26 protein-coding genes are annotated in these 23,151 nt (G+C 69.2%); 11 read left to right on the top strand and 15 right to left on the bottom strand.

Annotated elements, in window-relative coordinates; genetic code table 11:
• Positions 1-36 precede the first annotated feature (36 nt).
• Positions 37-270, bottom strand: coding sequence for a hypothetical protein (locus tag MKL09_RS24325; RefSeq protein ID WP_244024523.1), 234 nt, complete (start codon positions 268-270; stop codon positions 37-39).
• A 149-nt stretch (positions 271-419) separates the two neighbouring features.
• Positions 420-1,052 (bottom strand): carboxymuconolactone decarboxylase family protein, encoded by a 633-nt coding sequence (locus tag MKL09_RS24320; RefSeq protein WP_244024521.1) that lies wholly within the window; start codon positions 1,050-1,052, stop codon positions 420-422.
• 153 nt (positions 1,053-1,205) lie between these two features.
• Between MKL09_RS24320 and hrpB the strand changes: the two genes are divergently transcribed.
• The 7 genes from hrpB to MKL09_RS24285 all read left to right on the top strand — a co-directional run bounded on the left by hrpB (position 1,206) and on the right by MKL09_RS24285 (position 8,364).
• The gene (hrpB, locus tag MKL09_RS24315) at positions 1,206-3,659 is read left to right on the top strand and encodes an ATP-dependent helicase HrpB (RefSeq protein ID WP_244024519.1); all 2,454 of its coding nucleotides are present in this window, start codon (positions 1,206-1,208) and stop codon (positions 3,657-3,659) included.
• Between the two features lie 44 nt (positions 3,660-3,703).
• Positions 3,704-4,129, top strand: a complete 426-nt coding sequence (locus tag MKL09_RS24310; protein WP_244024517.1) for a PaaI family thioesterase — start codon at positions 3,704-3,706, stop codon at positions 4,127-4,129.
• A gap of 79 nt (positions 4,130-4,208) precedes the next feature.
• Positions 4,209-5,420 carry an SMP-30/gluconolactonase/LRE family protein gene (locus tag MKL09_RS24305; protein WP_244024515.1) on the top strand — a complete coding sequence of 404 codons (1,212 nt, stop codon included), beginning with the start codon at positions 4,209-4,211 and terminating at the stop codon, positions 5,418-5,420.
• Between the two features lie 80 nt (positions 5,421-5,500).
• The gene (locus MKL09_RS24300) at positions 5,501-6,085 is read left to right on the top strand and encodes a DUF1285 domain-containing protein (protein WP_244024512.1); all 585 of its coding nucleotides are present in this window, start codon (positions 5,501-5,503) and stop codon (positions 6,083-6,085) included.
• Complete coding sequence (locus tag MKL09_RS24295; RefSeq protein ID WP_244024510.1) at positions 6,082-6,729, top strand: CoA pyrophosphatase; 648 nt, start codon at positions 6,082-6,084, stop codon at positions 6,727-6,729. The genes MKL09_RS24300 and MKL09_RS24295 overlap by 4 nt, the downstream gene beginning before the upstream one ends.
• Before the next feature lie 127 nt (positions 6,730-6,856).
• Complete coding sequence (locus MKL09_RS24290) at positions 6,857-7,114, top strand: DUF6111 family protein (protein ID WP_244024508.1); 258 nt, start codon at positions 6,857-6,859, stop codon at positions 7,112-7,114.
• Positions 7,111-8,364 carry a CCA tRNA nucleotidyltransferase gene (locus MKL09_RS24285; protein ID WP_244024506.1) on the top strand — a complete coding sequence of 418 codons (1,254 nt, stop codon included), beginning with the start codon at positions 7,111-7,113 and terminating at the stop codon, positions 8,362-8,364. Before MKL09_RS24290 ends, MKL09_RS24285 begins: the two co-directional genes overlap by 4 nt.
• Here the strand turns inward: MKL09_RS24285 and MKL09_RS24280 are convergent.
• The 9 genes from MKL09_RS24280 to MKL09_RS24240 all read right to left on the bottom strand — a co-directional run bounded on the left by MKL09_RS24280 (position 8,361) and on the right by MKL09_RS24240 (position 15,942).
• Positions 8,361-8,762 carry a F0F1 ATP synthase subunit epsilon gene (locus MKL09_RS24280; protein WP_244024504.1) on the bottom strand — a complete coding sequence of 134 codons (402 nt, stop codon included), beginning with the start codon at positions 8,760-8,762 and terminating at the stop codon, positions 8,361-8,363. The genes MKL09_RS24285 and MKL09_RS24280 overlap by 4 nt on opposite strands.
• A 151-nt stretch (positions 8,763-8,913) precedes the next feature.
• Positions 8,914-10,371 (bottom strand): F0F1 ATP synthase subunit beta, encoded by a 1,458-nt coding sequence (gene atpD, locus MKL09_RS24275; protein WP_244024502.1) that lies wholly within the window; start codon positions 10,369-10,371, stop codon positions 8,914-8,916.
• Between the two features lie 42 nt (positions 10,372-10,413).
• Positions 10,414-11,304 carry a F0F1 ATP synthase subunit gamma gene (locus tag MKL09_RS24270; protein WP_244024500.1) on the bottom strand — a complete coding sequence of 297 codons (891 nt, stop codon included), beginning with the start codon at positions 11,302-11,304 and terminating at the stop codon, positions 10,414-10,416.
• Positions 11,305-11,466: 162 nt separating this feature from the next.
• Positions 11,467-13,002 carry a F0F1 ATP synthase subunit alpha gene (gene atpA / locus MKL09_RS24265; protein WP_244024498.1) on the bottom strand — a complete coding sequence of 512 codons (1,536 nt, stop codon included), beginning with the start codon at positions 13,000-13,002 and terminating at the stop codon, positions 11,467-11,469.
• Between the two features lie 55 nt (positions 13,003-13,057).
• Positions 13,058-13,630 carry a F0F1 ATP synthase subunit delta gene (locus MKL09_RS24260; RefSeq protein ID WP_244024496.1) on the bottom strand — a complete coding sequence of 191 codons (573 nt, stop codon included), beginning with the start codon at positions 13,628-13,630 and terminating at the stop codon, positions 13,058-13,060.
• 207 nt (positions 13,631-13,837) lie between these two features.
• Positions 13,838-14,194, bottom strand: a complete 357-nt coding sequence (locus MKL09_RS24255) for a DUF6883 domain-containing protein (RefSeq protein WP_244024495.1) — start codon at positions 14,192-14,194, stop codon at positions 13,838-13,840.
• A complete protein-coding gene (locus MKL09_RS24250; RefSeq protein ID WP_244024493.1) occupies positions 14,195-14,455 on the bottom strand; it encodes a DUF4926 domain-containing protein in 261 nt (86 codons plus the stop codon).
• Positions 14,456-14,530: 75 nt separating this feature from the next.
• On the bottom strand, positions 14,531-15,223 hold the full coding sequence (locus MKL09_RS24245; protein WP_244024491.1) for a DsbA family protein: 693 nt from the start codon (positions 15,221-15,223) through the stop codon (positions 14,531-14,533).
• A gap of 92 nt (positions 15,224-15,315) precedes the next feature.
• The gene (locus tag MKL09_RS24240; RefSeq protein ID WP_243971549.1) at positions 15,316-15,942 is read right to left on the bottom strand and encodes a 2-hydroxychromene-2-carboxylate isomerase; all 627 of its coding nucleotides are present in this window, start codon (positions 15,940-15,942) and stop codon (positions 15,316-15,318) included.
• A 204-nt stretch (positions 15,943-16,146) separates the two neighbouring features.
• On the opposite strand from MKL09_RS24240, the gene MKL09_RS24235 reads away from it, so the two are divergent.
• Positions 16,147-17,385 (top strand): argininosuccinate synthase, encoded by a 1,239-nt coding sequence (locus MKL09_RS24235; protein ID WP_244024489.1) that lies wholly within the window; start codon positions 16,147-16,149, stop codon positions 17,383-17,385.
• Positions 17,386-17,405: 20 nt separating this feature from the next.
• Here MKL09_RS24235 and MKL09_RS24230 read toward each other — a convergent pair whose 3' ends face one another.
• Positions 17,406-18,026 carry a hypothetical protein gene (locus MKL09_RS24230; protein WP_244024487.1) on the bottom strand — a complete coding sequence of 207 codons (621 nt, stop codon included), beginning with the start codon at positions 18,024-18,026 and terminating at the stop codon, positions 17,406-17,408.
• A 217-nt stretch (positions 18,027-18,243) separates the two neighbouring features.
• On the opposite strand from MKL09_RS24230, the gene MKL09_RS24225 reads away from it, so the two are divergent.
• Positions 18,244-18,792 carry a hypothetical protein gene (locus MKL09_RS24225; RefSeq protein ID WP_244024485.1) on the top strand — a complete coding sequence of 183 codons (549 nt, stop codon included), beginning with the start codon at positions 18,244-18,246 and terminating at the stop codon, positions 18,790-18,792.
• Between the two features lie 10 nt (positions 18,793-18,802).
• Here MKL09_RS24225 and mtgA read toward each other — a convergent pair whose 3' ends face one another.
• Complete coding sequence (mtgA, locus tag MKL09_RS24220; RefSeq protein ID WP_244024483.1) at positions 18,803-19,465, bottom strand: monofunctional biosynthetic peptidoglycan transglycosylase; 663 nt, start codon at positions 19,463-19,465, stop codon at positions 18,803-18,805.
• A gap of 144 nt (positions 19,466-19,609) precedes the next feature.
• On the opposite strand from mtgA, the gene MKL09_RS24215 reads away from it, so the two are divergent.
• A complete protein-coding gene (locus MKL09_RS24215; protein WP_244024481.1) occupies positions 19,610-20,581 on the top strand; it encodes a polyprenyl synthetase family protein in 972 nt (323 codons plus the stop codon).
• A 105-nt stretch (positions 20,582-20,686) separates the two neighbouring features.
• Positions 20,687-21,040: a hypothetical protein gene (locus MKL09_RS24210; RefSeq protein WP_244024479.1), complete on the top strand. Its 354-nt coding sequence runs from the start codon at positions 20,687-20,689 to the stop codon at positions 21,038-21,040.
• Between the two features lie 32 nt (positions 21,041-21,072).
• On the opposite strand, the gene mmsB is transcribed toward MKL09_RS24210, so the two are convergent.
• Together mmsB and MKL09_RS24200 are read right to left on the bottom strand one after the other, a co-directional pair.
• Positions 21,073-22,302 carry a multiple monosaccharide ABC transporter permease gene (gene mmsB / locus MKL09_RS24205; RefSeq protein ID WP_244024476.1) on the bottom strand — a complete coding sequence of 410 codons (1,230 nt, stop codon included), beginning with the start codon at positions 22,300-22,302 and terminating at the stop codon, positions 21,073-21,075.
• Positions 22,299-23,151, bottom strand: an 853-nt coding sequence (locus MKL09_RS24200) for a sugar ABC transporter ATP-binding protein (RefSeq protein WP_244024474.1), incomplete at its 5' end; no start/stop codon positions are given. The genes mmsB and MKL09_RS24200, both read right to left, overlap by 4 nt.

Genomic DNA, 23,151 nt, shown 5'->3' with positions numbered 1-23,151 from the left:
CCTGCATCGACGCTGAAGTGAACTTGCAGCCATCGTTCAGCTTTCCGCCTTGGCAGCGGCCGCGGGAGCTTCCCGGATGTAGCCGCGCGAGATCAGGCGGCTGCGCTCGCGGGTACGCCGCTCGGCATCCATGAGATCGGACAGGGCGTCGGCAATGGCGCAGCGGAGCGCGATGCCGGCATCGCCGCCGGCGAAGCCGAGATAGGCCCGGCTGATCGCATCGACGGGGCAGGTGTGATCCTTCTGTGCGGCTAGCGCCTGGGTCAGCATCGGGGTCTCCTTCGTTGCGCCCGGAACGAAGAGAGAACAAGCCAGAAGGGTTAACGTTTCGTCAACGACCCGGCGGGTCCTGCTGTAGCGACCCGTTAACCCTGTGGATAACGGGGATCCGGCTGCCCGCAGGCTGTGGATAGCTCTGTTCACTCCGGCAGGCGGGGCAGGCGTTGCCCACCGTCGGGAATCGGGTAGCGCGCCGCGTTCAGTTCCATGGCGAGCAGCGTGTAGTAGCCCGAGATCGCCGCCAGATCGACGAGTCCGGCCTTCCCGAATCGGGCCTCGGCCTTGGCGTAGGTCGTGTCCGAGACGCGTCTGGTGTCCTGCAGCTCGGCCGTGAAGTCGTACACGACGGTCTCGTCGTCGCTCATCGTCGCCGGTCGGCGTCCGTCGCGGATTGCCGCGACGATCTCGGGGGCGATCCCGGCCTTCTCGGCGATCGGCGCGTGAACGTACCACTCGTAATCCTGGGTCCAGCGCCGGGCGGTGAGCAGGATCACCAGTTCCGACAGGGTGGTGCCGATCTTCGGCTTAAACCGGAGGTAATCGCCCATCGACCGGGCCAAGGTCATCACTTCGGGCGAGTGCATCAGCGGCTCGAACGGGCCGAACGGAGGCTTGCCGCGGGCCTGCGCGAACGCATCCGCCGCCTGCTTCTGCTCGGGCGTGTAATCCTGCGGCGGGATGGTCGGCAGGCGGTCCTGCGCACCGGCTGCCGCCGACAGGGCAGGGGCCAGGACGGCGAGCGCCAGAGCGAGGGCGGCGGGGCGGAGACGCATCGTTTCACTCCCAGATTGTTGGGTAGCACGTTCGCGCCGACCTGCGGTTACCGCCAGAGCGCAGCGCCCCGATTGGTATCGATCGCGCGGCAGCGTCAGGCGCGGCGGTCGGGCGGTTGCGCCTGGCGCCCAGCCGGGCCATCAGCGGACGCGATGGCCGGTCCCGTTACCGCGCTGCCGATCGAGGCGGCGCTTCCCGAACTGCGCAGCGCACTCACCGCCCGGAACGCCGCCGTGCTGGTGGCGCCCCCCGGCGCCGGCAAGACCACGCGCGTCCCCTTGGACCTGCTCGACGCCCCGTGGTTGGGCGCGAAAAAAATTATCCTGCTGGAGCCGCGTCGCCTCGCGGCCCGGGCCGCGGCCGCCCGGATGGCGCAGAGCTTGGGCGAACCGGTTGGCGGAACGGTCGGCCTGCGGGTGCGGCTCGGGTCGAAGATCTCGGCGCGGACCCGGATCGAGGTGGTGACCGAGGGCGTGTTCACGCGCATGATCCTCGACGATCCGGAGTTGGCGAGCGTCGGTGCGGTCCTGTTCGACGAATTCCACGAACGCTCCCTCGACGCCGATCTCGGCCTCGCCTTGGCGTGCGATGCACAGAGCGGGCTGCGCGAGGATCTGCGGATCCTGGTCATGTCGGCGACCCTGGATGGCGCCCGGGTCGCGCGGCTGCTGGGCGACGCCCCGGTGGTCGCCTCCGAGGGCCGCGCCTTTCCGGTGGAGACCCGCTACGCCGAGCGCGACCCGAACCGGCGCATTGAGGACTCGGTCGCCGAGGTGACGTTGCGCGCGCTCCGGGCGGATACCGGCTCGGTGCTGGTGTTCCTGCCGGGACAGGCCGAGATCCGCCGGACCCATGACCTCCTGGCCCAGAAGGTCGGGCCGGAGGTGCAGCTCGCCCCACTCTACGGCGCGCTGACCCCGGCCGAGCAGGACCGCGCCGTCGCGCCGGCGCCGTCCGGGACCCGGAAGGTCGTGCTGGCCACCAGCATCGCCGAGACCTCGCTGACCATCGAGGGCGTGCGGATCGTGGTCGATTCCGGGCTGGCCCGGGTGCCGGTCTACGAGCCCGGCCTCGGCCTGACCCGGCTCGTGACCGCCCGGGCGTCCCGCGCTTCCGTGGACCAGCGCCGGGGCCGGGCCGGCCGGACCGAGCCGGGCCTGTGCTGGCGGCTCTGGTCGGAGGCCGGCACCAGCGCGCTCGAACCGTTCACCCGCCCCGAGATTCTTTCGGCCGACCTCGCCGGGCTGCTGCTCGACTGCGCGGCCTGGGGCGTCACCGACCCGCGCACGCTCGCCTTCCTGGATCCGCCGCCCGAAGCCACGCTCACGGAAGCCCGCACCATGCTCGGCGCCCTCGGGGCGCTCGACGCCGACGGGCGGCTCACCGAGATCGGCACAAAGCTGCGCGCCCTGCCGTTGCCGCCGCGGCTCGCCCGGATGGTGACGGTCGCGGCCGGGATCGGCCAGGCGCGGGACGCCGCGGACCTCGCAGCAGTCCTCGTGGAGCGTGGGCTGGGCGGCGACGGTATCGACCTCGACGAGCGGGTCGAGCGCTTCCGCCGGGACCGGGGCGGACGGGCCACGGACATGCGTCGGCTCGCCGAGAACTGGGCGCGGATCGCCGGAGGCGCCCAGCAGGATGATCGGGACGCGGCCGGCCCGCTGCTGGCGCTGGCCTATCCCGACCGGATCGCCCGCGCCCGGGGCCGGGAGGGCGAGTTCGTCATGGCCAGCGGCCGGGCCGGCCGCCTCGACCCGGCGAGCCCGCTCGCCCGGGAGACCTATCTGGTGATCGCCGACCTCGCGGGCGCCGCCGGCAACGCCCGTATCCTGGCCGCCGCCGCGATGGGCGCCGAGGCGATCGAACGGCTGTTCGCCGACCGGATCGAGGCCCGCACCGAGGTCACCTTCGATCCGCAGGCCGCCGCCCTGCGGGCGCGGGCGGTCCGGCGCCTGGGTGCGGTCAGCCTCGGGGAGCGGCCGCTGCCGGTCCCGGCCAGCCCGGAATCCGCCGCGATCCTGGCCCGCGGCATCGTCGGTCTCGGCCTCGATCGCCTGCCCTGGACCCCGGGCCTGTCGCAATGGCGTGCCCGGGTGCAGTTCCTGCGCGCCGCCGAGGGCGGTGATTGGCCGGACCTGTCCGATGCCGCCCTCGCGGCGAGCGCCGAGACCTGGCTGGCTCCGGCACTGGTCGGGCGTAGTTCCGCGGCCGCCATCACCCCGGACGACCTCGCCGGAGCCCTGCACGGCCTGCTGCCCTGGCAGCTTCGCGGCCGGCTCGACGCGGAGGCGCCGACCCATGTCGAGGTACCGACCGGCTCGCGCATCCCGGTCGACTACACCGAGGCCGAACCGGTCCTGGCCGTCCGGGTGCAGGAGCTGTTCGGCCTCGACCGGCACCCGACCGCCGGCGGACGGCCCCTGGTCCTGCACCTGCTGTCGCCGGCCCATCGCCCGATCCAGATCACCCGGGACCTGCCGGGCTTCTGGCGCGGCTCCTGGGCGGCGGTACGGGCAGAGATGCGCGGACGCTACCTGCGTCATCCCTGGCCGGAAGACCCCCTCGCCGAGGCTCCGACGCGGCGGGCCAAGCCGCGCGGGACGTAGGATCCGGCACCGGCCCACCCCAACGACAGGACGGACGCGACCCGATGACGACCGACCCGAAAAACTTCGATCCGGCCTCCGAAGGCTGGACGGCGGTGGAGGACCAGGGCTTCATCGCCCATGTCGGTCCGCTTCACTTTCGCGACGCCGACGGCGCCTACGCGTTCCGGGCGGAGCAGAAGCACGCCAACCTGATCGGCGTGGTCCATGGCGGCATGCTGATGAGCTTCGCCGACCGGGCGCTCGGCGAGACCGCGATGCGAGCGGCCGACGGCGCCAACTGCGTCACGATCCAGCTCGAGATGAAGTTCATCGATGTCGGCCGCCTCGGCGACTGGATCGAGGTGCACCCGCAGGTGGTCAAGCGCACCGGCTCCCTGGTGTTCATGCGCGGCGATGTCCGCGAAGGCACGCGCCTGGTGGCCTCGGCCGACGGCGTCTGGAAGATCCTGCGGCGCAAGCTCGGTTGATCCCAAGATCGTCCCCGTCATAATGGCGCGAACGCCAAGAGTTAGATCGACGATCGGTCGACACACGGGGAGGAAAATCATGCGGCAACCGCAGGTTGATGCGTCTGAGACTCAATTCGCGTGGCCAAGCAGACGCGCGATGCTTGCCGGAGCCGGCGCTGCTCTGCTCTCCGCGACCAGCGCCGTCGGTCAGCCGGAGCCGCCGAGCACCGTGACCAACCCGCCGCGCGACTTCCGCCCCGGCGCGTCGCCGACCACGTACTTCACTGATCCCGACGTCATCACGGTCGATCCGTCGTTCGAGCGCTACATCGTCCCCAACAGCGCGATCCGCCGCCTCTGGACCGGCGCGCTCTGGGCGGAGGGACCGGCCTGGAACAGCCTCGGCCGCTTCCTGATCTGGAGCGACATCCCGAACGACCGGCAGATGCGGTGGCTCGAGGAGGACGGCCATGTCGGAATCTTCCGCAGCCACAGCAACAACTCCAACGGCAACAGCTTCGACCGCCAGGGCCGGCAGATCTCCTGCGAGCACATCACCCGGCGGGTGGTGCGCTATGAGCTCGACGGCTCCGCCACGATCCTGGCCGACAGCTTCGACGGCAAGCCGTTCAACTCGCCCAACGACATCGAGCAGCACGCCGATGGGTCGTACTGGTTCACCGATCCGCCCTACGGCGGCCAGCTGTACGAGGGAACGCCGGACGAGGCCGGCGGCCCCTCGAACCCGCAGGGCCGTCTGAACCCGCGACTCGGCCAGCCGGTCGGTCTGCGGACAAGCAAGCGCGCACTCCCCAACGCCCTCTACCGGATCGACCCGAACGGCCGGATCGATCAGGTTCTGACCGACGCGCAGGTGCCGAACCCCAACGGCCTGTGCTTCTCGCCCGATCATAAGACGCTCTACCTCTCCTCCACCGGCAAAGGCCCGGGCGATACCGGCCCCGGCGGCAAGGGTGAGATCTACGCCTTCGACGTCGGGACCGGTGCCGCCGTGTCGAACAAGCGGCTGTTCTCGGAATGCGTCGTGGACGGCGTGAAATGCGGCCCCGACGGCATGCGGGCCGATGTCGACGGCAGTCTCTGGGTGGCGAGCAATGCCGGCCGCGCCGTGGGCTACAACGGCGTCACAATCTGGTCGCCGCAGGGCAAGCTGATCGGCCGGATCCGCCTGCCGGAGGTCTGCGGCAACCTCACCTTCGGCGGCCCGAAGCGGAACCGCCTGTTCATGACCGCGAGCCAGTCGCTCTACGCGGTCTATGTGAACACGCAGGGGGCCGGACCGGCCTGAACCGGGACGGGAAGGGTAGGGGCAACAGGTAGCAATCCGACCGTGGTTGCTGAGCCTCCGGGGCGCTATCTGTAACGGGCATGACTGACGATCCCGCCCCCGACCCGACCCTGAGCCGCCTCAGCGCAGCCTTGGGCGACCTGCCCAAGCGCGGGCTGCCGCCCGTCGAAAAATGGGATCCGCCGTTTTGCGGGATGATCGACATCCGCATCGCCGCCGACGGCACCTGGCACCACAACGGCTCCCCGATTCGCCGCGAGAAGCTGGTCAAACTGTTCGCCACCATCCTGCGGCGCGAGCCGAACGGGCGGGTGGTCCTGGTCACCCCGGTGGAGAGCGTCGGCATCACCGTGGAGGATGCCGCCTTCATTGCCGTCGAGATGGCGGTCGATGGGACGGGGGAGGGCAGGCGAATCTCGTTCCGAACCAATGTCGACGACCTCGTCGGCGTCAATTCCGAGCACACCCTGCGCTTCGAGGAGGGGCCAGACGGGGCGTTGAAGCCGTATCTCCATGTCCGCCGCGGGCTCTGGGCGCTGGTGACCCGGGCGCTGACCTACGATCTGGTCGATCTCGCCGAAGAGCGCGTGATCGACGGGCGACCGTTCCTCGGCCTATGGGCAGGCGGCACCTTCCACATCATCGCTCCGGCCGAGGCCGCGTGAGCGACCCGCGTTCCGATTTCCTCGCTCGCGCCGCGTCCCACCTGTCCCCGAACCCGCCGGGGCCGGACGATCCGACCTCGAATCCCCGGGGCGACCACAGCCTCGACCCCGACGGCAGCGCCGTGGTCCCACCACCCCCGCACCGGCGGGCCGCCGTGCTGGTGCCGGTGGTGTTCCGTCCGGACGGCCCGCAGTTGGTTCTGACCCAGCGTGCCGCCAACCTGCGCGACCATTCCGGGCAGGTCGCGCTTCCGGGCGGCAAGATCGACCCCGCCGATCCCGGCCCGGCGGATGCGGCGCTGCGGGAAGCCCACGAGGAAATCGGTCTGTCGCCAGCGGCCGTGTGCCTGCTCGGCTATCTCGACCCCTACCTGTCGGGCACGGGATTCCTGGTTACGCCCGTGATCGGCGAAGTCCTGCCGGAGGCCGCCTTCACGCCGAACCCCGCCGAGGTGGCGGACGTGTTCGAGGTGCCGCTCTCGGTGCTCATGGATCGGGACCGCTACGTCCTTCATGCCCGGGTCTGGCAGGGACGGCCGCGCCGGTACTATGCCCTGACCTTCGAGGACCGGTTGATCTGGGGCGTCACTGCCGGGATCCTGAACAACCTTCGGGAGCGCCTCTACCCGGAGACGGAAGCCTGATGCGGCAAAGAGGAATCCGGTCTTTCGGACTGCTCATGCGATGACACAGAGCTGGACTGGGCTGTCGTTCGCGTAGAACAGCCGCTCGCTCCAGCGCTGACCCTGCGGGATAAGGCTACACACCGTCATGCTGCGCCGCCTCATCGAAGAGTTCGGCCTCTTCCTCATCCCCTTCGCGCTGTTCATGGTCTACCTCGTGCTGGTCGGCCGCAATCCGCTGCGCCGGGTGCATTGGGATCCACACATCGTCCGCCTGGTGCTGGCCGGCCTCGCCGTGGTGATCGGCACGCTGGTCTATGAAGGCCTCTTCTCGGAGCGCCGGGCCGGCGGCTACGTGCCGACCCACATGGAGAACGGCCGCCTCGTGCCGGGCGCATTCAAGTGACGCAGGTGCTCGATCACGGCGCGTTGGCGGCGCTCCTCGTCCAGCCGGGCGTGGGCAGGACGCTCGCGGCCCTCGATGTGCCCGGCGCCGAGACCCGCCTGGTCGGCGGCTGCGTGCGCGACGCGCTGCTCGGGAAGCCGTCGGCGGATATCGACCTCGCGACCACGCTCTTGCCGGAGGCGGTGATTGCAGCGGCTCGCAACGCGCGGGGCCTCAAGGCGGTGCCCACCGGGATCGAGCACGGCACGATCACCCTGGTCACGGAGGACGGACCGATCGAGGTCACGACCCTGCGCGAGGATGTCGAGACCGATGGCCGCCACGCGGTGGTCCGCTTCGGCAGCGATTTCGCCCGCGATGCCGAGCGCCGCGACTTCACCGTCAACGCCCTCTCCCTGGGGGCCGACGGACGCCTGCACGATACGGTCGGGGGCCTCGCCGATCTCGAAGCCGGACGGGTCCGCTTCATCGGCGATCCGGACATCCGCATCCGCGAGGATGCCCTGCGGATCCTGCGCTTCTTCCGCTTCCACGCCCGCTTCGGCACCGGTGCGCCGGATGAGGCGGCGCTGGCCGCCTGCGTGGCCGCCCGGGACGCCCTCGACCGTCTCTCCCGGGAGCGGGTCCGGTCGGAGTTCTTGAAGCTCCTGGCTGCGCCGGGCGGTGCGCCGATGGTCGGCACCCTGAGCGCTACCGGACTGCTCCAGCGGATCACCGGCGGCGTCGCCGAACTCGGTCGGCTGGAACGGGCAGGTGCCGCATCGCTCGCACCGGTGATGCGCCTGGCCGCGCTCTCGGTCGGCGGGCGGCACGATGCGGATCGACTGCGGGATCGGCTGCGCCTGTCGAAGCAGGAGCACATCCAGCTCACCGGCTATGCCGACGCGCTGGCCGACCTCCACGGCCGCACAGCTGCGATCGACGCGCCAGCGGCCCGCGCGCTCGCGGCGGAGCACGGCCTGGCGCGACTGAACGACACCCTGGCGATCCTGTCCGGCGAGCCGCGGCCCGTCCTGGAGGACGACGCGCGCCGGGCACTTCAGGCTCTAGCTGGGGAGGGGGGTGCGCCGCGCTTCCCGCTGGCGGGGGCGGATCTGGTGGCGGCGGGCCTGCCGACCGGGCCGTCCATCGGCCGCGGGCTGGCCGCGGCGCGGGTGCTCTGGCTGGAGCGCGGATGTCCGACCGGCGCCGAGGCGCGGGCCGAGTTGCTCAAACGCGCCCTTGACGGCGCGCGCCAATCCCAACCTTAAAGCTTGAGGAGCGCCTTGGTCTCCTGAAGCTGGACGATCTGACCGTTCAGCTCCTCGCGCTTCTGCAAGTCTTCGGTGGCATCGCGCTGCAGCTCGGCCGCCTCGATGTCCTTGTCCAGGGAGGCGTGGGTCAGTTCCTCGATCGGCGCAGCGCGCTCGGCGAGGACCGTCACGGCGGTCGGGCCGATATCGGCGAAGCCGCCGCGGACATAGATCCGCTTGCCGCTGCCCTGGCTCTCGGTGATCACGATGACGCCGACCCGCAGGGAGGTCAGGACCGGGGCATGACCCGGCATCACGGTCATCTCGCCTTCGGTGCCGGGCAGCTGAACGGCGGTCACCTCGCCGGAATACAGCGTCCGCTCGGGGCCGACGAAATCGAAGTGGAAGGTGGCCATCGGTCTCTAGCTTCCCGAACCCGCAACGCGCGCTCCTCCCCCTTGCGGGGAGGAGGTGGAGGTGGGGGTGGTGCAGACGGCACCGAAACGCTCAATCCTGAACCACCCCCACCCCCGACCCCTCCCCGCAAGGGGGAGGGGAGGGAGCAGCTTACGCCGCCTTCAGCTTCTTGGCCTTCTCCTGGGCCTGCTCGATCGTGCCGACCATGTAGAAGGCGGCCTCCGGCAGGTCGTCGTAGTCGCCGTTCACCAGGCCCTTGAAGCCCTTGATGGTGTCTTCCAGCGGCACCTGCACGCCCGGCGAGCCGGTGAACACCTCTGCCACCGTGAAGGGCTGCGAGAAGAAGCGCTCGATCTTGCGGGCGCGGGCGACGGTGAGCTTATCCTCCTCGGACAGCTCGTCCATGCCCAGGATCGCGATGATGTCCTGGAGCGCCTTGTAGCGTTGCAGGGTCTGCTGGACGCGGCGGGCGACATCGTAATGCTCCTCGCCGAGGATCGCCGGCGACAGCATGCGCGAGGTCGAGTCCAGCGGGTCCACCGCCGGGTAGATGCCCTTCTCGGCGATCGAGCGCGACAGCACGGTCGTGGCGTCGAGGTGGGCGAAGGAAGCGGCGGGCGCCGGGTCGGTCAGATCGTCGGCCGGCACGTAGATCGCCTGCACCGAAGTGATCGAGCCCTTGGTGGTGGTGGTGATGCGCTCCTGCAGGGCGCCCATGTCGGTGGCGAGCGTCGGCTGGTAGCCCACGGCCGACGGAATACGGCCGAGAAGCGCCGACACTTCGGAGCCCGCCTGGGTGAAGCGGAAGATGTTGTCCACGAAGAACAGCACGTCCTGGCCCTCGTCGCGGAACTGCTCCGCGATGGTCAGGCCGGTGAGCGCGACCCGCGAGCGAGCGCCGGGGGACTCGTTCATCTGGCCGTAGACCAGGGCGCACTTGGAGCCCTCGGCCGAGCCGCCATGCTCCTTCGGGTCGACGTTCACCTTGGACTCGATCATCTCGTGATAGAGATCATTGCCCTCGCGGGTGCGCTCACCGACGCCGGCGAACACGGAATAACCGGAGTGCACCTTGGCGATGTTGTTGATCAGCTCCATGATCAGCACGGTCTTGCCGACGCCCGCGCCACCGAACAGGCCGACCTTGCCGCCCTTGGAATAGGGGGCCAGCAGGTCCACGACCTTGATGCCGGTGACGAGGATCTGCGCCTCGGTCGACTGTTCGGCGTAGGACGGGGCCGGCTGGTGGATGGCGCGATAGGTGTCGCACACCACCGGGCCGAGCTCGTCGATCGGCTCGCCGATGACATTCATGATCCGGCCGAGGGTGTTCATGCCCACCGGCACCTTGATCGGCTCGCCGGTATCCGTGCACTCCTGGCCGCGGGTCAGACCCTCGGAGGTGTCCATGGCGATGCAGCGGACGGTGCTCTCGCCGAGCTGCTGGGCAACCTCGAGGACGAGGCGGGCGCCGTTGTTCTTGGTCTCCAGGGCGTTCAGGATCTCGGGCAGGTGCCCGCTGAACTGCACGTCGACCACGGGGCCGATGACCTGGGTGATCTTGCCGACCTTGTTGGAGCCGGCGCCGGGGAGTGCGGTGTTCGCCATCGTATACCTACCCTTCAAGCTGTGCGTACAGGTCGCGGAGCCTCAGAGGGCTTCCGCGCCCGAGATGATCTCGATGAGTTCTTTGGTGATCATGGCCTGACGCGTGCGGTTGTAGATCAGCGTCTGCTTCTTGATCATCTCGCCCGCATTGCGGGTGGCCGAGTCCATGGCGCTCATGCGCGCACCCTGCTCGGACGCGGCGTTTTCCAGGAGCGCCCGATAGACCTGCACCGTGAGGTTCTTCGGAAGCAGCGTCTCCAGGATCGCCTCCTCGGAGGGCTCGAACTCCAGGGCGGCGTTGCCGTTGGCGCTCTTCACGGAGGTGTCGGCCTGGGGCAGCTCCGCGGGGATCAGGCGCTGCGCGGTGGGGATCTGCGAGATCACCGACCGGAACTCGGAGTAGAACAGCGTCGCGACGTCGAACTCGCCAGCCTCGAAACGCGTCAGGATCTTGTTGGCGATCTCGGCCGCGAACTCGTAATCCACCGGACGGTTGCCGCGGATATCCATGCTCTCGACGATCTGGTCGCGGTAGAGACGGCGAAGCTGGTCGGCGCCCTTCTTGCCGACCGTCATGATCTTGACGGTCTTGCCCGCGGCGGTGAGCTTCTGGATGTGCTCCCGGACCGCCAGGCGGACGATCGAGGAGTTGAACGCGCCGCACAGGCCACGGTCGCCGGTGCAGACGACCAGGAGGTGGGTCTGCTCGGCGCCGGTGCCGGAGAGCAGCTTCGGGGCGCCGACGCCGCCGACCAGATTGCCCGCGAGATTGCCGAGCACCTGAGCCATCTTCTCGGCGAAGGGGCGGCCGGCCTCGGCGGCCATCTGCGCCCGGCGCAGCTTGGCGGCGGCGACCATCTGCATGGCCTTGGTGATCTTCTGCGTCGCCTTCACCGAGGTGATGCGGTTGCGCAGGTCCTTCAAACTCGCCATCGGGCCGCGTCCAGATCCGTTCCAGGGCCTCTCCTCCCCCATGCGGGAAGGAGCCGAAGGTGGGGGTGGTGCCGGGTCCGGCGGCCGACGGTACCTGCGGCACCGGCCTCACTCCAGACCCCCTCCGCCGGGGGCGGAGAGGTCACCGTGGTGGCTGTTTGATCAGTTGCCGATCGACTTGGCCACGCCCTCGACCACGCTCTTGAGCTTGCCGGCGCTCTCGTCCGACAGATCCTTCGAGGTGGCGATGGCGCTGAGCAGGTCCTGGTGCTTCGAGCGCAGCGTGCTGAGCAGGCTGTCCTCGAACGCGCGGATCTTGCTGACCGGGAGCTTGTCCAGGTAGCCGTTCACGCCAGCGTAGATCACGGCGACCTGCTCTTCCATCTTGAGCGGCGAGAATTGCGGCTGCTTCAGAAGCTCGGTGAGCCGCGAGCCGCGGTTCAGGAGCTGCTGGGTCGAGGCGTCGAGATCGGAGCCGAACTGCGCGAAGGCCGCCATCTCGCGATACTGCGCCAGCTCGCCCTTGATCTTGCCGGCGACCTTTTTCATCGCCTTGGTCTGGGCCGAGGAGCCCACCCGCGACACCGACAGGCCGACATTCACCGCCGGGCGGATGCCCTGGTAGAACAGGTCGGTCTCGAGGAAGATCTGGCCGTCGGTGATCGAGATCACGTTGGTCGGGATGTAGGCCGACACGTCGTTGGCCTGGGTCTCGATGACCGGCAGGGCGGTCAGCGAGCCGTTGCCGGCGGCATCGCCCATCTTGGCGGCGCGCTCCAGCAGACGGCTGTGGAGGTAGAACACGTCGCCGGGATAAGCCTCGCGGCCCGGCGGGCGGCGCAGCAGCAGCGACATCTGGCGGTAGGCGACCGCCTGCTTGGACAGGTCGTCATACACGATCACGGCGTGCATGCCGTTATCGCGGAAATACTCGCCCATGGCGCAGCCGGCGAAGGGCGCGATGAACTGCATCGGCGCGGCATCCGACGCGGTGGCCGCGATGACGATGGAGTATTCCAGGGCGCCCTGGTCCTCCAGCACCTTCACGAACTGGGCGACCGTGGAGCGCTTCTGACCGATGGCGACGTAGATGCAGTAGAGCTTCGACTTCTCATCGCCGCCCTCGGCATGGCCGGGCTTCTGGTTGAGGATGGTATCGAGGGCGATGGCGGTCTTGCCGGTCTGGCGATCGCCGATGATCAGCTCGCGCTGGCCGCGGCCGACCGGGATCAGGGCGTCGATCGCCTTCAGGCCCGTGGCCATCGGCTCATGAACGGACTTGCGCGGAATGATGCCCGGCGCCTTCACGTCGACCCGGCGACGCTCGGTGGAAACGATCGGGCCCTTGCCGTCGATCGGATTGCCGAGGCCGTCGACCACCCGGCCGAGCAGACCCTTGCCGACCGGCACGTCCACGATGGCGCCGGTGCGCTTGACGGTCTGGCCTTCCTTGATCTCGCGGTCGGAGCCGAAGATCACGATGCCGACGTTGTCCTGTTCGAGGTTGAGCGCCATGCCGCGCACGCCCGACTCGAACTCGACCATCTCGCCGGCCTGGACGTTGTCGAGGCCGTAGGCGCGGGCGATGCCGTCGCCGACGGACAAGACCTGACCGACCTCGGAGACCTCGGCCTCTTCGCCGAAGTTCTTGATCTGGTCCTTCAGGATCGCGGAGATCTCGGCTGCGCGGATGTCCATACTCGGGCCTCTGTCGCTAAATCGTCAGTGCATGTTCGGATCGGATGGGGCGCGCTTACTGCGCGGCCCGCATCGCGAGGCGGATACCGTTGAGCTTGGTCTTGAGGGACGCGTCGATCATGCGCGAGCCCATGCGGACGACGAGGCCGCCGATCAGGCTCGGGTCGATGACCAGGTCGAGATCGATATCGGACTTGGCGATGTCGCGTAAGGACGCCTTGATCTCTTCGATCAAGGCATCGGACGGCCGTTCGGCCACCCGTACCTCGGCGCGCACGATGCCCTTCGAATCCTGGACCAGGGACCGGAAGGCGGCGATCATGCCCGGCAGCGCGAACAGGCGCCGATTCGACGCCGCGAGGCGGATGAAGTTGCCGGCCAGACCGCCGATCCCCGCGCGGTCGAGGACGGCGCCGATGGCGGCTTCCTGCTCGCCCGGGGTGAAAGCAGGGCTGCGGACCAGGCGGCGCAGATCCGCGCTCTCCTTCAGCAACCCATCGAATTGATTGAGGGCTTCAGCGACCGCGTCGATCTGGCGCTCGTCACGCGCGAGCTCGAAGAGGGCGGAAGCGTACCGGCCCGCCACGCCTGCGACCAGGGGACCAGCCTCGGAACCGTTCTGCGCCACCCGTCGCTCTCTTCTCTGTTGCCCGCCCGATCCGCGCGCTCCGGCCGGGAACGCGGTACGGATCTCGTTCGGGACGTGGGATCGCGCCAGCAACGGGAAGGGTCGAGAACCACCCCTTGTGGCGCGGCGACCGCCTAGCATGCCAGCATGGCCGCACGCAACACGGACCGGGGCCGCTCTGCGCGATACGGCGGCGGAAGTGTGACGTCAGATCCGATGCGCGGTCACGAGGTCGGCGACGCCGCGGACGCCGGTCGAGGTTCCGTAGCTCACTTGCCAGACCGAGCGCACCTCCGGGGTCGAGGCCAGCGGCGTGCGGATCGGGCCCTCGAACACAAGGCGATGGCCCCACAATTTGGCCGGCACGCGGATGCCGACGAAATTCGTTGCGGAGGTATGCTCGAACAGGGCGTCGATCAGCGGCTCGGGAGCCTCCACCGCGAAACCTTGCGAGAGCCACCAGCGGGCCTTGCCAGGGCTGCCGCCCGACACGTTCAGGAGATAGCCGGCGATCTTGGCCGGCGCGATGTTGAACCCGGCCGGCCAGGCAATGTAGGGCCGCACTCAGGCCGGCCGCCGGTGCTCGCGGATCATCTCCCGGTCGATCGTGACGAGACCGGTAAAGGGCGCGTCGAACTCGATGTCGAACGCCTCTGCCTCGCCCCAGACCGCCACGACGGTCCCGACCGTCCCCGCCGGAACGGTCTCGCCATCGTCCGTCTGCGCGTCGGCCGCGAGCGTGACCGCGTCGAGCGTGTCGATCGGGAAGCGGCGGTCAGGACTGTGCGTCGTGAAGGCCGGCCGGGTGGGCGCTTCGTAGGTCATGGACGTCCCTCAAGCCACCCGAATCTGCATCGCCGCGCGGGCGGGCACAAGCCGGGGCCGACGCGCACGATCGACTCAGCAGGCGAGCCGATCGCACCGGCGCGTGCTGGCGATCATCTTTGCCATGGCGTTGGCGCCCGGATGGCCGAGGATACCGCTGTTGCCCAGGACATACGAGGGTGTCGCGTAGAGGCCGAGATCGGCCGCCATCCGCATCTGGCCCTTGAGCGCCAGCCGGACCTCGTCGCTGTCGGCGATCTCCTCGACCTCCGCCTGTGGGATGCCGAGGGCAGCCGCGGCGGTGAGGGCGCCGGGCCCGTCGATGCGGCCGGGCTTGCCCAGGAGCGTGCGGTAGAAAGTCCACGCAGCGGCCGAGCCGAGCTTGCGCTGGACCGCGAGCATCACCTTCGCGGCCTGGGCGGATTGCGGCGACAGGATCGGGTTGCTGACGAGGCCGATGCGCAGGTCCGGATCGGATTCGTGCAGGGCCACGACGTCGGCCGCGGCCTTGCGGCAGTACGGGCAGTTGAAGTCGAAGAACTCGTAGAGCGTGGTCTGGCCCTCGCGCGGGCCGGCATAGGTGACGCCGCGCAGGCCCGGGATCTGCCCGGTGATTTCACCCGGCAGGATCGAGTTCGCGACCGGCCTTCCGTCGTCGCCGGTGACCGCGACGCGCTGGCCGTAGGATTGCGCGGCGGCACGCCCCAATCCACCACCCAGGGAAGCGCCGGCAGCGATCGCGAGGAGGTGACGACGGGACAGCGTCATGGAAAATGTCCGGGATAAAGAGTGGGTTTGGCCGAGGCTGGGCGGCCTACGGGATCGCCTCGCCGTGATGGCGCGGCTCCGTGAACGTCGCCCTACCGAATCCCGGCCGGCCGGTCACCGACCGCCCAGGCCAAGGCCTGTTCCAGGCGGTCGTTGCCCCAGAACAGCTCGCCGTCATCGGCCAAAAAGGTCGGGGCGCCGTAGATGCCGCGGGAGCGCGCCTCCTCGACGCTGACCCGCAGCCGGGTCTTGTTCGCCTCGCCGGCGGCGGCGCGCACGGTCTGGGTGCCGTCGAGGCCCAGCGAATCGAGGATCTCGACCACGGCGGCCGGCTCGGCGATGGAGCGGCCCTCGGCGAAGCTCGCGGAAAAAACCGCCTTCGAGAAAGGCACCAGCCAATCCTGATCGTGGCCGTAGACCGCCGCGCGCACCGCGCTGAGGCTGTTCTGGGGAAACTGGGCCGGCCGGGTCAGCGGCGGCAGCCCGAGCCGGGCGGCCTCGCGCTCCACGTCGCGCCACATGTTCTTGCCCTTGGCCGGGTAGAGGTTGAACGGCGAGGTCGTCCAGCCCTGCGACGCGAACAGCGGCCCAACCAAGAACGGCCGCCAGCGTACCGCGACCCCGGCCTCAGCCGCAGCGGCCTCGATCCGCATTGCCGCGAGGTAGGAATACGAGGAGGCGAATTCGTACCAGAACTCCAGGGTTGGCTGGCGCGCCATGGACTTCGCTTCTCCGATGCTCTTCGTGCTGCGGGGATCAGGCAATGCCCGCGCCGCGCCGTGCCTCACACGGCCGCAAGGCCGTCATGAGGCGAAACGCTGTCGATCGTCCGGCAACAGGCTACGCGCGAAGCGGCACGCCGGTTGCAGGCCGATGACACCCGCGATAAGCCGCCGACACCCTGCACCAGTTCCGGAACCAGCATGTCCGATCCCGCGAAGAGCCCCGTGAAGAAGGTGGTGCTGGCCTATTCCGGCGGCCTCGACACCTCGATCATCCTGAAGTGGCTGCAGACCACCTACGGCTGCGAGGTCATCACCTTCACGGCCGATCTCGGCCAGGGGGAGGAGCTGGAGCCGGCCCGCCGCAAGGCAGAGCTGCTCGGGATCAAGCCCGAAAACATCTTCATCGAGGACCTGCGCGAGGAGTTCGTGCGGGACTACGTGTTCCCGATGTTCCGGGCCAACGCCGTCTACGAGGGCGTGTATCTGCTCGGCACCTCGATCGCGCGGCCGCTGATCGCCAAGAAGCAGATCGAGATCGCGGAGCGGCTCGGGGCCGACGCGGTCTGCCACGGTGCCACCGGCAAGGGCAACGATCAGGTCCGGTTCGAGCTCGGCTATTACGCGCTCAAGCCCGACGTGACGGTGATCGCCCCCTGGCGGGAATGGGACCTGCGCTCCCGCGAGCAGCTGATCGCCTTCGCCGAGCAGCACCAGATCCCGATCGCCAAGGATAAGCGCGGCGAGAGCCCGTTCTCGGTGGACGCCAACCTGCTGCACGCTTCCTCGGAGGGCAAGGTGCTGGAGGATCCGGCCGTCGAGGTGCCCGATTACGTCTTCTCCCGGACGATCTCGCCCGAGCAGGCGCCGGACACGCCGACCATCGTCACGATCGGCTTCGAGAAGGGCGACGCGGTCTCGATCGACGGCGAGACGCTATCGCCCGCGAGCCTGCTGGCAAAGCTCAACCAGCTCGGCCACGACAACGGCATCGGCCGGCTCGACCTCGTGGAGAACCGCTTCGTCGGCATGAAGAGCCGCGGCATGTACGAGACGCCAGGCGGCACGATCCTGCTGCCGGCCCACCGGGCAATCGAGTCGATCACGCTGGACCGGGGCGCAGCCCACCTCAAGGACCAGCTGATGCCGCAATACGCGGAGCTGATCTACAACGGCTTCTGGTTCTCGCCCGAGCGCGAGATGATCCAGGCGCTGATCGACAAGAGCCAGGAGAAGGTCACCGGCACGGTGCGGCTGAAGCTCTACAAGGGCGGCGTCCACGTGATCGGCCGCGAGAGCCCGCACTCGCTCTACGACCAGGACCTCGTGACCTTCGAGGAGGGCGCCGTCGCCTACGACCACCGCGACGCGGCGGGCTTCATCAAGCTCAACGCGCTCCGGCTGCGTACCCTGGCGCAGCGCAAGAAGCGGGACGCCTGAGCGTCCCCGGGGGCCCGCGCTCAGGCGGGCTCCCACAACGCCGCGGCGTTCCGGCGGAACACGCCGGGCCCGAGATCGGCGTAGCGCAGAAAGATCTGGAAGGCCGGCTGCATCTCGCGGTGGAGCCGAGCCAGGCTGTCCTCATCGGAAGCACCGCCGAGATGGCGGCCCATGTCCAGCGTATACGGCTCCGTCCCGCCATAGGGCCGGTCCGGGTCGATGCGCGGCACGCCGTGGGCCTCGTCCCAGACGTGGTTGAGGCGCGGGATCAGCGCGAGGTGCTCGTCCGTCACCGCGAAGGTGATGTGTTCCGGGGTCTCGCCGGTGGCGGCATCCCGGAACACGTCGGTGATCGCGGCGCAATTCAGCTTGGCGAGCGGGTTGTGGTACTGGTAGCGGCCGGGCTTGAGCTTGGCGTTCTGCGAGAACACGGCGATCCCGTCCTCCAGCGCCCGGTGCTCCTCCTCGGCGCCGTCGTCGTCGCCCGTGACGTTGGCGATGTCGCCGTCGCGATCGTGGCTGCCGTAGGGCGCCTCCGGGTGGATCATCGGCGCGCCGGGCTCGGCGCCGTTCCAGGCGACCACCATCCGGCGGATCAGGGCGATGCGCTCGAGGGTGAGGTCGTAGACGGCGTCGTTCATAATCGGTGGGTCCCAGGTGTCGCGGATCTGGCGCCCCTCTTACAGAGCCGATTCGGCGGCTGCTACCGCCTGCAACGGCCTTGCGTCCGTGTGCGGCTCGATCAACCTATATCGAGTCCGGATGTCGCGAGTCGGGGACGCCCATGGCTGGTTCGATCGTATGACGGTGTGGGACGATCGGCCCGAGCGGCGAAATCCCACACTGTCTGACACCGGCATGCGCCTCCTCGACCGATACCTGCCGACCTACCAGTTCAGCGAGACGCATGCCTGCCTGGTGGCCGCCGAGCCGGCCGGGATCCTCGACAGCGTCGTCGCCTACCGCCCGGACTCGGACCGGTTCTTTCGGCTCATGATCGGCCTGCGGGAGATGCCGATGCGCCTCCTCAGCGAGCCGGGGGCTCTGCGCGCGCCGTTCGGATTCCACGATTTCACGCTGCTCGACCGAAGCGAGAGCGAGCTCGTCTACGGCTTGATCGGCCGGTTCTGGCGCCCGGATTTCGGCCTGGAACCGATCGCCGACGGCGCCGCTTTCCTGGCGTTCGACGCGACCCACGTCGCCAAGCTCGCCCTAGCCTTCACAACGCAGCGCGATCCCGCCGGCCGGACCCGGCTCGTCACCGAGACGCGCGTGTCCTGCGCGAGCCGCGCCGCGCGCCTGAAGTTCACGCCCTACTGGCTGCTGATCCGCCCCGTCAGCGGCCTCGTGCGCCGCCGTACCCTCGCGTCGATCAAGAGCGCTAGCGAGCGGGCAGCGCGCGGCTAAACGTAAAAAATTACCGTCGCAGGCAGCCCGTGAGCCCTTCGATCTGGCCCATCATGGCCTGGATCTGCGCGGCACGGCGGCGGACCCCGGGGGAGGGGCGGCCGGCGCTGCGGGTGATCGGGTTCGGCAGCACGGCGACCAGGAGGGCCGCCTCGCTCCGGGTCAGGCGGCTCGCATCCTTGCCGAACCAATGGCGGCTCGCCGCCTGCGCGCCGTAGATCCCGTCGCCCCATTCGGCGACGTTGAGGTAGATCTCCATCATCCGCCGTTTGCCCCACAGCGCGTCGAGCGCCAGCGCCAGCGGGATCTCCAGAACCTTGCGGATGTAGGAGCGGCCCGGCCACAGGAAGACGTTCTTCACCGTCTGCATGGCGATGGTCGAGGCGCCCCGGCTGGGTGAATCCTCGTCCTCCACGACTTCGCGGATCGCCCCGAAATCGACGCCGTAATCCAGGCAGAAGCGCTGGTCCTCCGAGGCGATCACCGCCTGCGGCAGCACTGACGCGATCGCGGCGAGCGGCACCGGATCCCGGCTCACGGGCTGAAGCGTCAACCACCGTCCGAGCATCAGGGTCGACGGCGGCGTCACCGCGCTATAGACGAGCGCCAGCGTGAGCGTGAAGAGGAATCCGATGGCGGGGAGCAGCAGCAGCGCTCCCACGATCCGGCGCACACGGCGGGACCGCCTCGGGCGGGCGCGTGGCAAATCGCGCTCTGCCGCGTTCCGCCTGGGTCCGGTTCGGTCAAACGTGATTTCATCTCCGCGCAAAGCGACGCCCGATTGATTTCGCCAGGCCAAGACCGGACGCAGCGCCCGATGACCTCGACTTCCTCAACGCAGGCTCAGACCGGTTCGGTCAAGGCTGGCACCCCCGCCTCCGAGTTTTCCCACAGGCTGGCGCAGGTCGCCGAGACGGTCGAGACGTTTCTGGTCGACCGGCTCGGCCCCGAAGTCGGCCCCGGCGAGATCGCCCGGCCGCCGCGCCTGATGGAGGCGATGCGGCACGCCGTGCTCGGCGGCGGCAAGCGCCTGCGCCCGTTCCTCGCCATCGAGACTGCCCGGATGCTCGGCGGCTCCGAAGCCGCCGCGCTCGCGGCCGGCGCCGGGGTCGAGCTCGTGCATTGCTACAGCCTCGTCCACGACGACCTGCCGGCCATGGACGACGACGACATGCGCCGCGGCAAGCCGACGGTGCACAAGGCCTACGACGAGGCTACCGCCATCCTGGTGGGCGACGCCCTGCAGACGCTGGCCTTCGAGATCGTCGCCGACCCGACCTGGCAGCCCGACGCGCGGATCCGCGCCGACCTGGTGCTCGGGTTGGCCCGCGCCTCCGGCCTCGGCGGCATGGTCGGTGGTCAGCTGCTCGATCTCACCGCCGAGGGGCGGTTCGGCGCGGCCAATATGGACGTGGACGACACCCTGCGGATGCAGGCGATGAAGACCGGCGCGATCCTGGCCTTCTCGGTGGAAGCCGGCGCGATCGTCGGCGGCGCCGACGAAGGGCAGCGGGCGGCGCTGCTGCGCTACGGGCTGGCGCTGGGCCAGGCGTTCCAGATCGCCGACGACATTCTGGACCGGGAGGCCTCCCCGGAGGCGATGGGCAAGGCCACCGGCAAGGACAAGGATGCCGGCAAGGCCACGCTGGTCGACCGCCTCGGCCTCGACGGGGCCCGGGCCGAATGCGACCGCCTGGTCGGTGTCTGCGAGGACGCGGTGGCGCTCTGGGGCGAGGGTGCGCGGACCCTGCGGGACGCCGCCCGCTTCACCGTCGCGCGCAAGACCTGAGCGAACCGGCGCTGGGCATGCGCCCAGGACAGGGCAGGCTCGGATCGCGACAATTGAGCAGATCGGTTTGACCGACCCGCAAGGGCGCTGCCCCGATTGTTGGGCATGCCCTCCTATCCGTCCCTATCCCGCATCCTGGCCGCCGGCTCAGGGCTCGGCGGGCTCGGTTACATGATGACCCATCCGGATCCGTCCGTTGAGAGCGTCGTGACCGGTCTGTCGTGCCTGGTGCTGTGTGTCGGCTTCTCGGCGATGCCGGCACCGAAGACGCCGAAGCCTCGGGCGCCCGTCCCGACCCCGCGACCGCCGGCACCCGAGCCGCAGACGATCCCGCTCCTGCCGGGTCCGCAGCCGCATCAGCTGCTCATGACGAAGATCGTACAGCCCGCCCGCGACCTCCCCGAGCTGGGGAGCCAACGGCAGCGCAGCGACGACCGGCAGCCCCGACGGACCGCGTAGATCCGCGGCGACGGACCGGCCGTCTTCTGGCGTCAGGCGCGGTTCTTCTTGTTGTAGACGTCGAGGCAGACCGCGGCGAGCAGGACGATACCCTTGATCACCTGCTGGTAATCGATGCCGATGCCGAGGATCGACATGCCGTTGTTCATCACACCGATGATGAACGCGCCGATGACGACGCCCGAGACCTTGCCGATGCCGCCCGCCGCCGACGCGCCGCCGATGAAGCAGGCCGCGATCACGTCGAGCTCGAAGCCGACGCCGGCCTTCGGGGTCGCGGTGTTCAGGCGTGCGGCGAAGATCATGCCAGCGAGCCCGGCCAGGGCACCCATATTGGCGAAGGTCAGGAAGGTGAGCCGCTCGGTCTTGATGCCGGACAGGCGCGCGGCCTTGATGTTGCCGCCGAGCGCGTAGATCCGCCGCCCGATCGTCGTCCGCGTGGTGACGAAGCGGTAGAGCATCACCAGCACGAACATCACGATCAGCACGTTCGGCAGCCCGCGATACGAACTCATCTGGTACGCGAAGGCGAGGATCACGGCGGTGACGATGCCGTTGCGCAGGATGAACGAGGCCAGGCTGTCGGGCTGGCTGCCGTGGCGGACCTGCACGGCGCGGCGCTGCCAGTTCATGCCGAGCAGGAGCAGCGCGAGCACGAGCCCGATCAGAACCGAGGTCCAGGGGCCGGCGAAATTGACCAGGAACCCCTTGGCGAGAAGCTGGAACACCTCCGGGAACGGCCCGATCGAGGCGCCCTGCAGCAGGGCGAGGGTCAGGCCGCGGAACACCAGCATGCCGGCCAGGGTGACGATGAAGCTCGGAATGCCGAGATAGGCGACGAAAGACCCCTGCAGCCCGCCGATGGCCGCGCCGACCGCGAGGCAGATGATCGTCGCGGATAGGGGATCGATGCCGAAGCGGACCATCAGCAGGGCCGCCAGCGCGCCGACGAAGCCGACGATCGAGCCGATCGACAGGTCGATATGGCCGGCCACGATGACCAGCAGCATGCCCAGCGCCATCACGACGACGTAGCTGTTCTGCAGGATCAGGTTGGTCAGGTTGAGCGGCTGGAACAGCACGCCGTTCGTCGTGTACTCGAAGAACAGCGTGATCAGCAGCAGCGCGATCACCAGTCCGTAATCCCGGAACTGCGAGGTCCCGAGGAAGCCGCGCTTGGCACGCGCATCGGCGGCAGGCTTGGCGTCCGGGATCGAATCGGGGCCGGAGGGCATCGTCTTGGCCGCAGAGATCTCGGTCATACGTTCAGTTCCTTCGAGCGCATGATCGCGCGCATGATCGCCTCCTGGCTCGCCTCCGAGCGCTGGAACTCGCCCACGAAGCGCCCCTCGTTCATCACGTAGATGCGGTCGCACATGCCGAGCAGCTCCGGCATCTCCGACGAGATCATCAGCACGCCCCGGCCGCCATCGGCCAACTCATTGATGATCGAATAGATTTCGTACTTGGCGCCGACATCGATGCCCCGCGTCGGCTCATCGAGGATCAGCACCTTGGGATGCGTGAACAGCCACTTGCTGAGCACGACCTTCTGCTGGTTGCCGCCGGACAGGTTCACGGTCTGCTGCGCGACGCCGAAGGAGCGGATGCGCATCTTGGTCCGGTAATCGGTGGCGACGCCGCGCTCCTTGTCCTCGTCGATCACCGCGGCCGTGGACACGCCCGGCAGGTTCGCCAGGGTGGTGTTCTTGGTGATGGTCTCGTCGAGCACGAGGCCGAGCTGCTTGCGGTCCTCGGTGACGTAGGCGATGCCCGCCGCGATCGCCTTGCCGATGGTCGAGACATCGACATCCCGGCCCTCGATCCGGACCCGGCCCGAAATGCCCTGGCCGTAGGCGCGGCCGAACAGGCTCATGGCGAGCTCGGTGCGGCCCGAGCCCATCAGGCCGGCGATCCCGACGATCTCGCCCTTGCGGACGGTGAGGCTGACGTTGCGCACCACCGCCCGGTCGGCATGGACGGCGTGATGCACCGTCCAGTCGCGCACCTCGAGCATGACGTCGCCGAGGCGCGGCTCGCGGGCGGGATACCGGTTCGCCATCTCGCGGCCGACCATGCCCCGGATGATGCGGTCCTCGTCGACGGTGCCG

This window comes from Methylobacterium sp. J-048, assembly GCF_022829515.1.
GTDB lineage: Bacteria > Pseudomonadota > Alphaproteobacteria > Rhizobiales > Beijerinckiaceae > Methylobacterium.
Note: the sequence above shows the minus strand (reverse complement) of the source record. Positions and strands in the feature narration are given on the sequence as shown.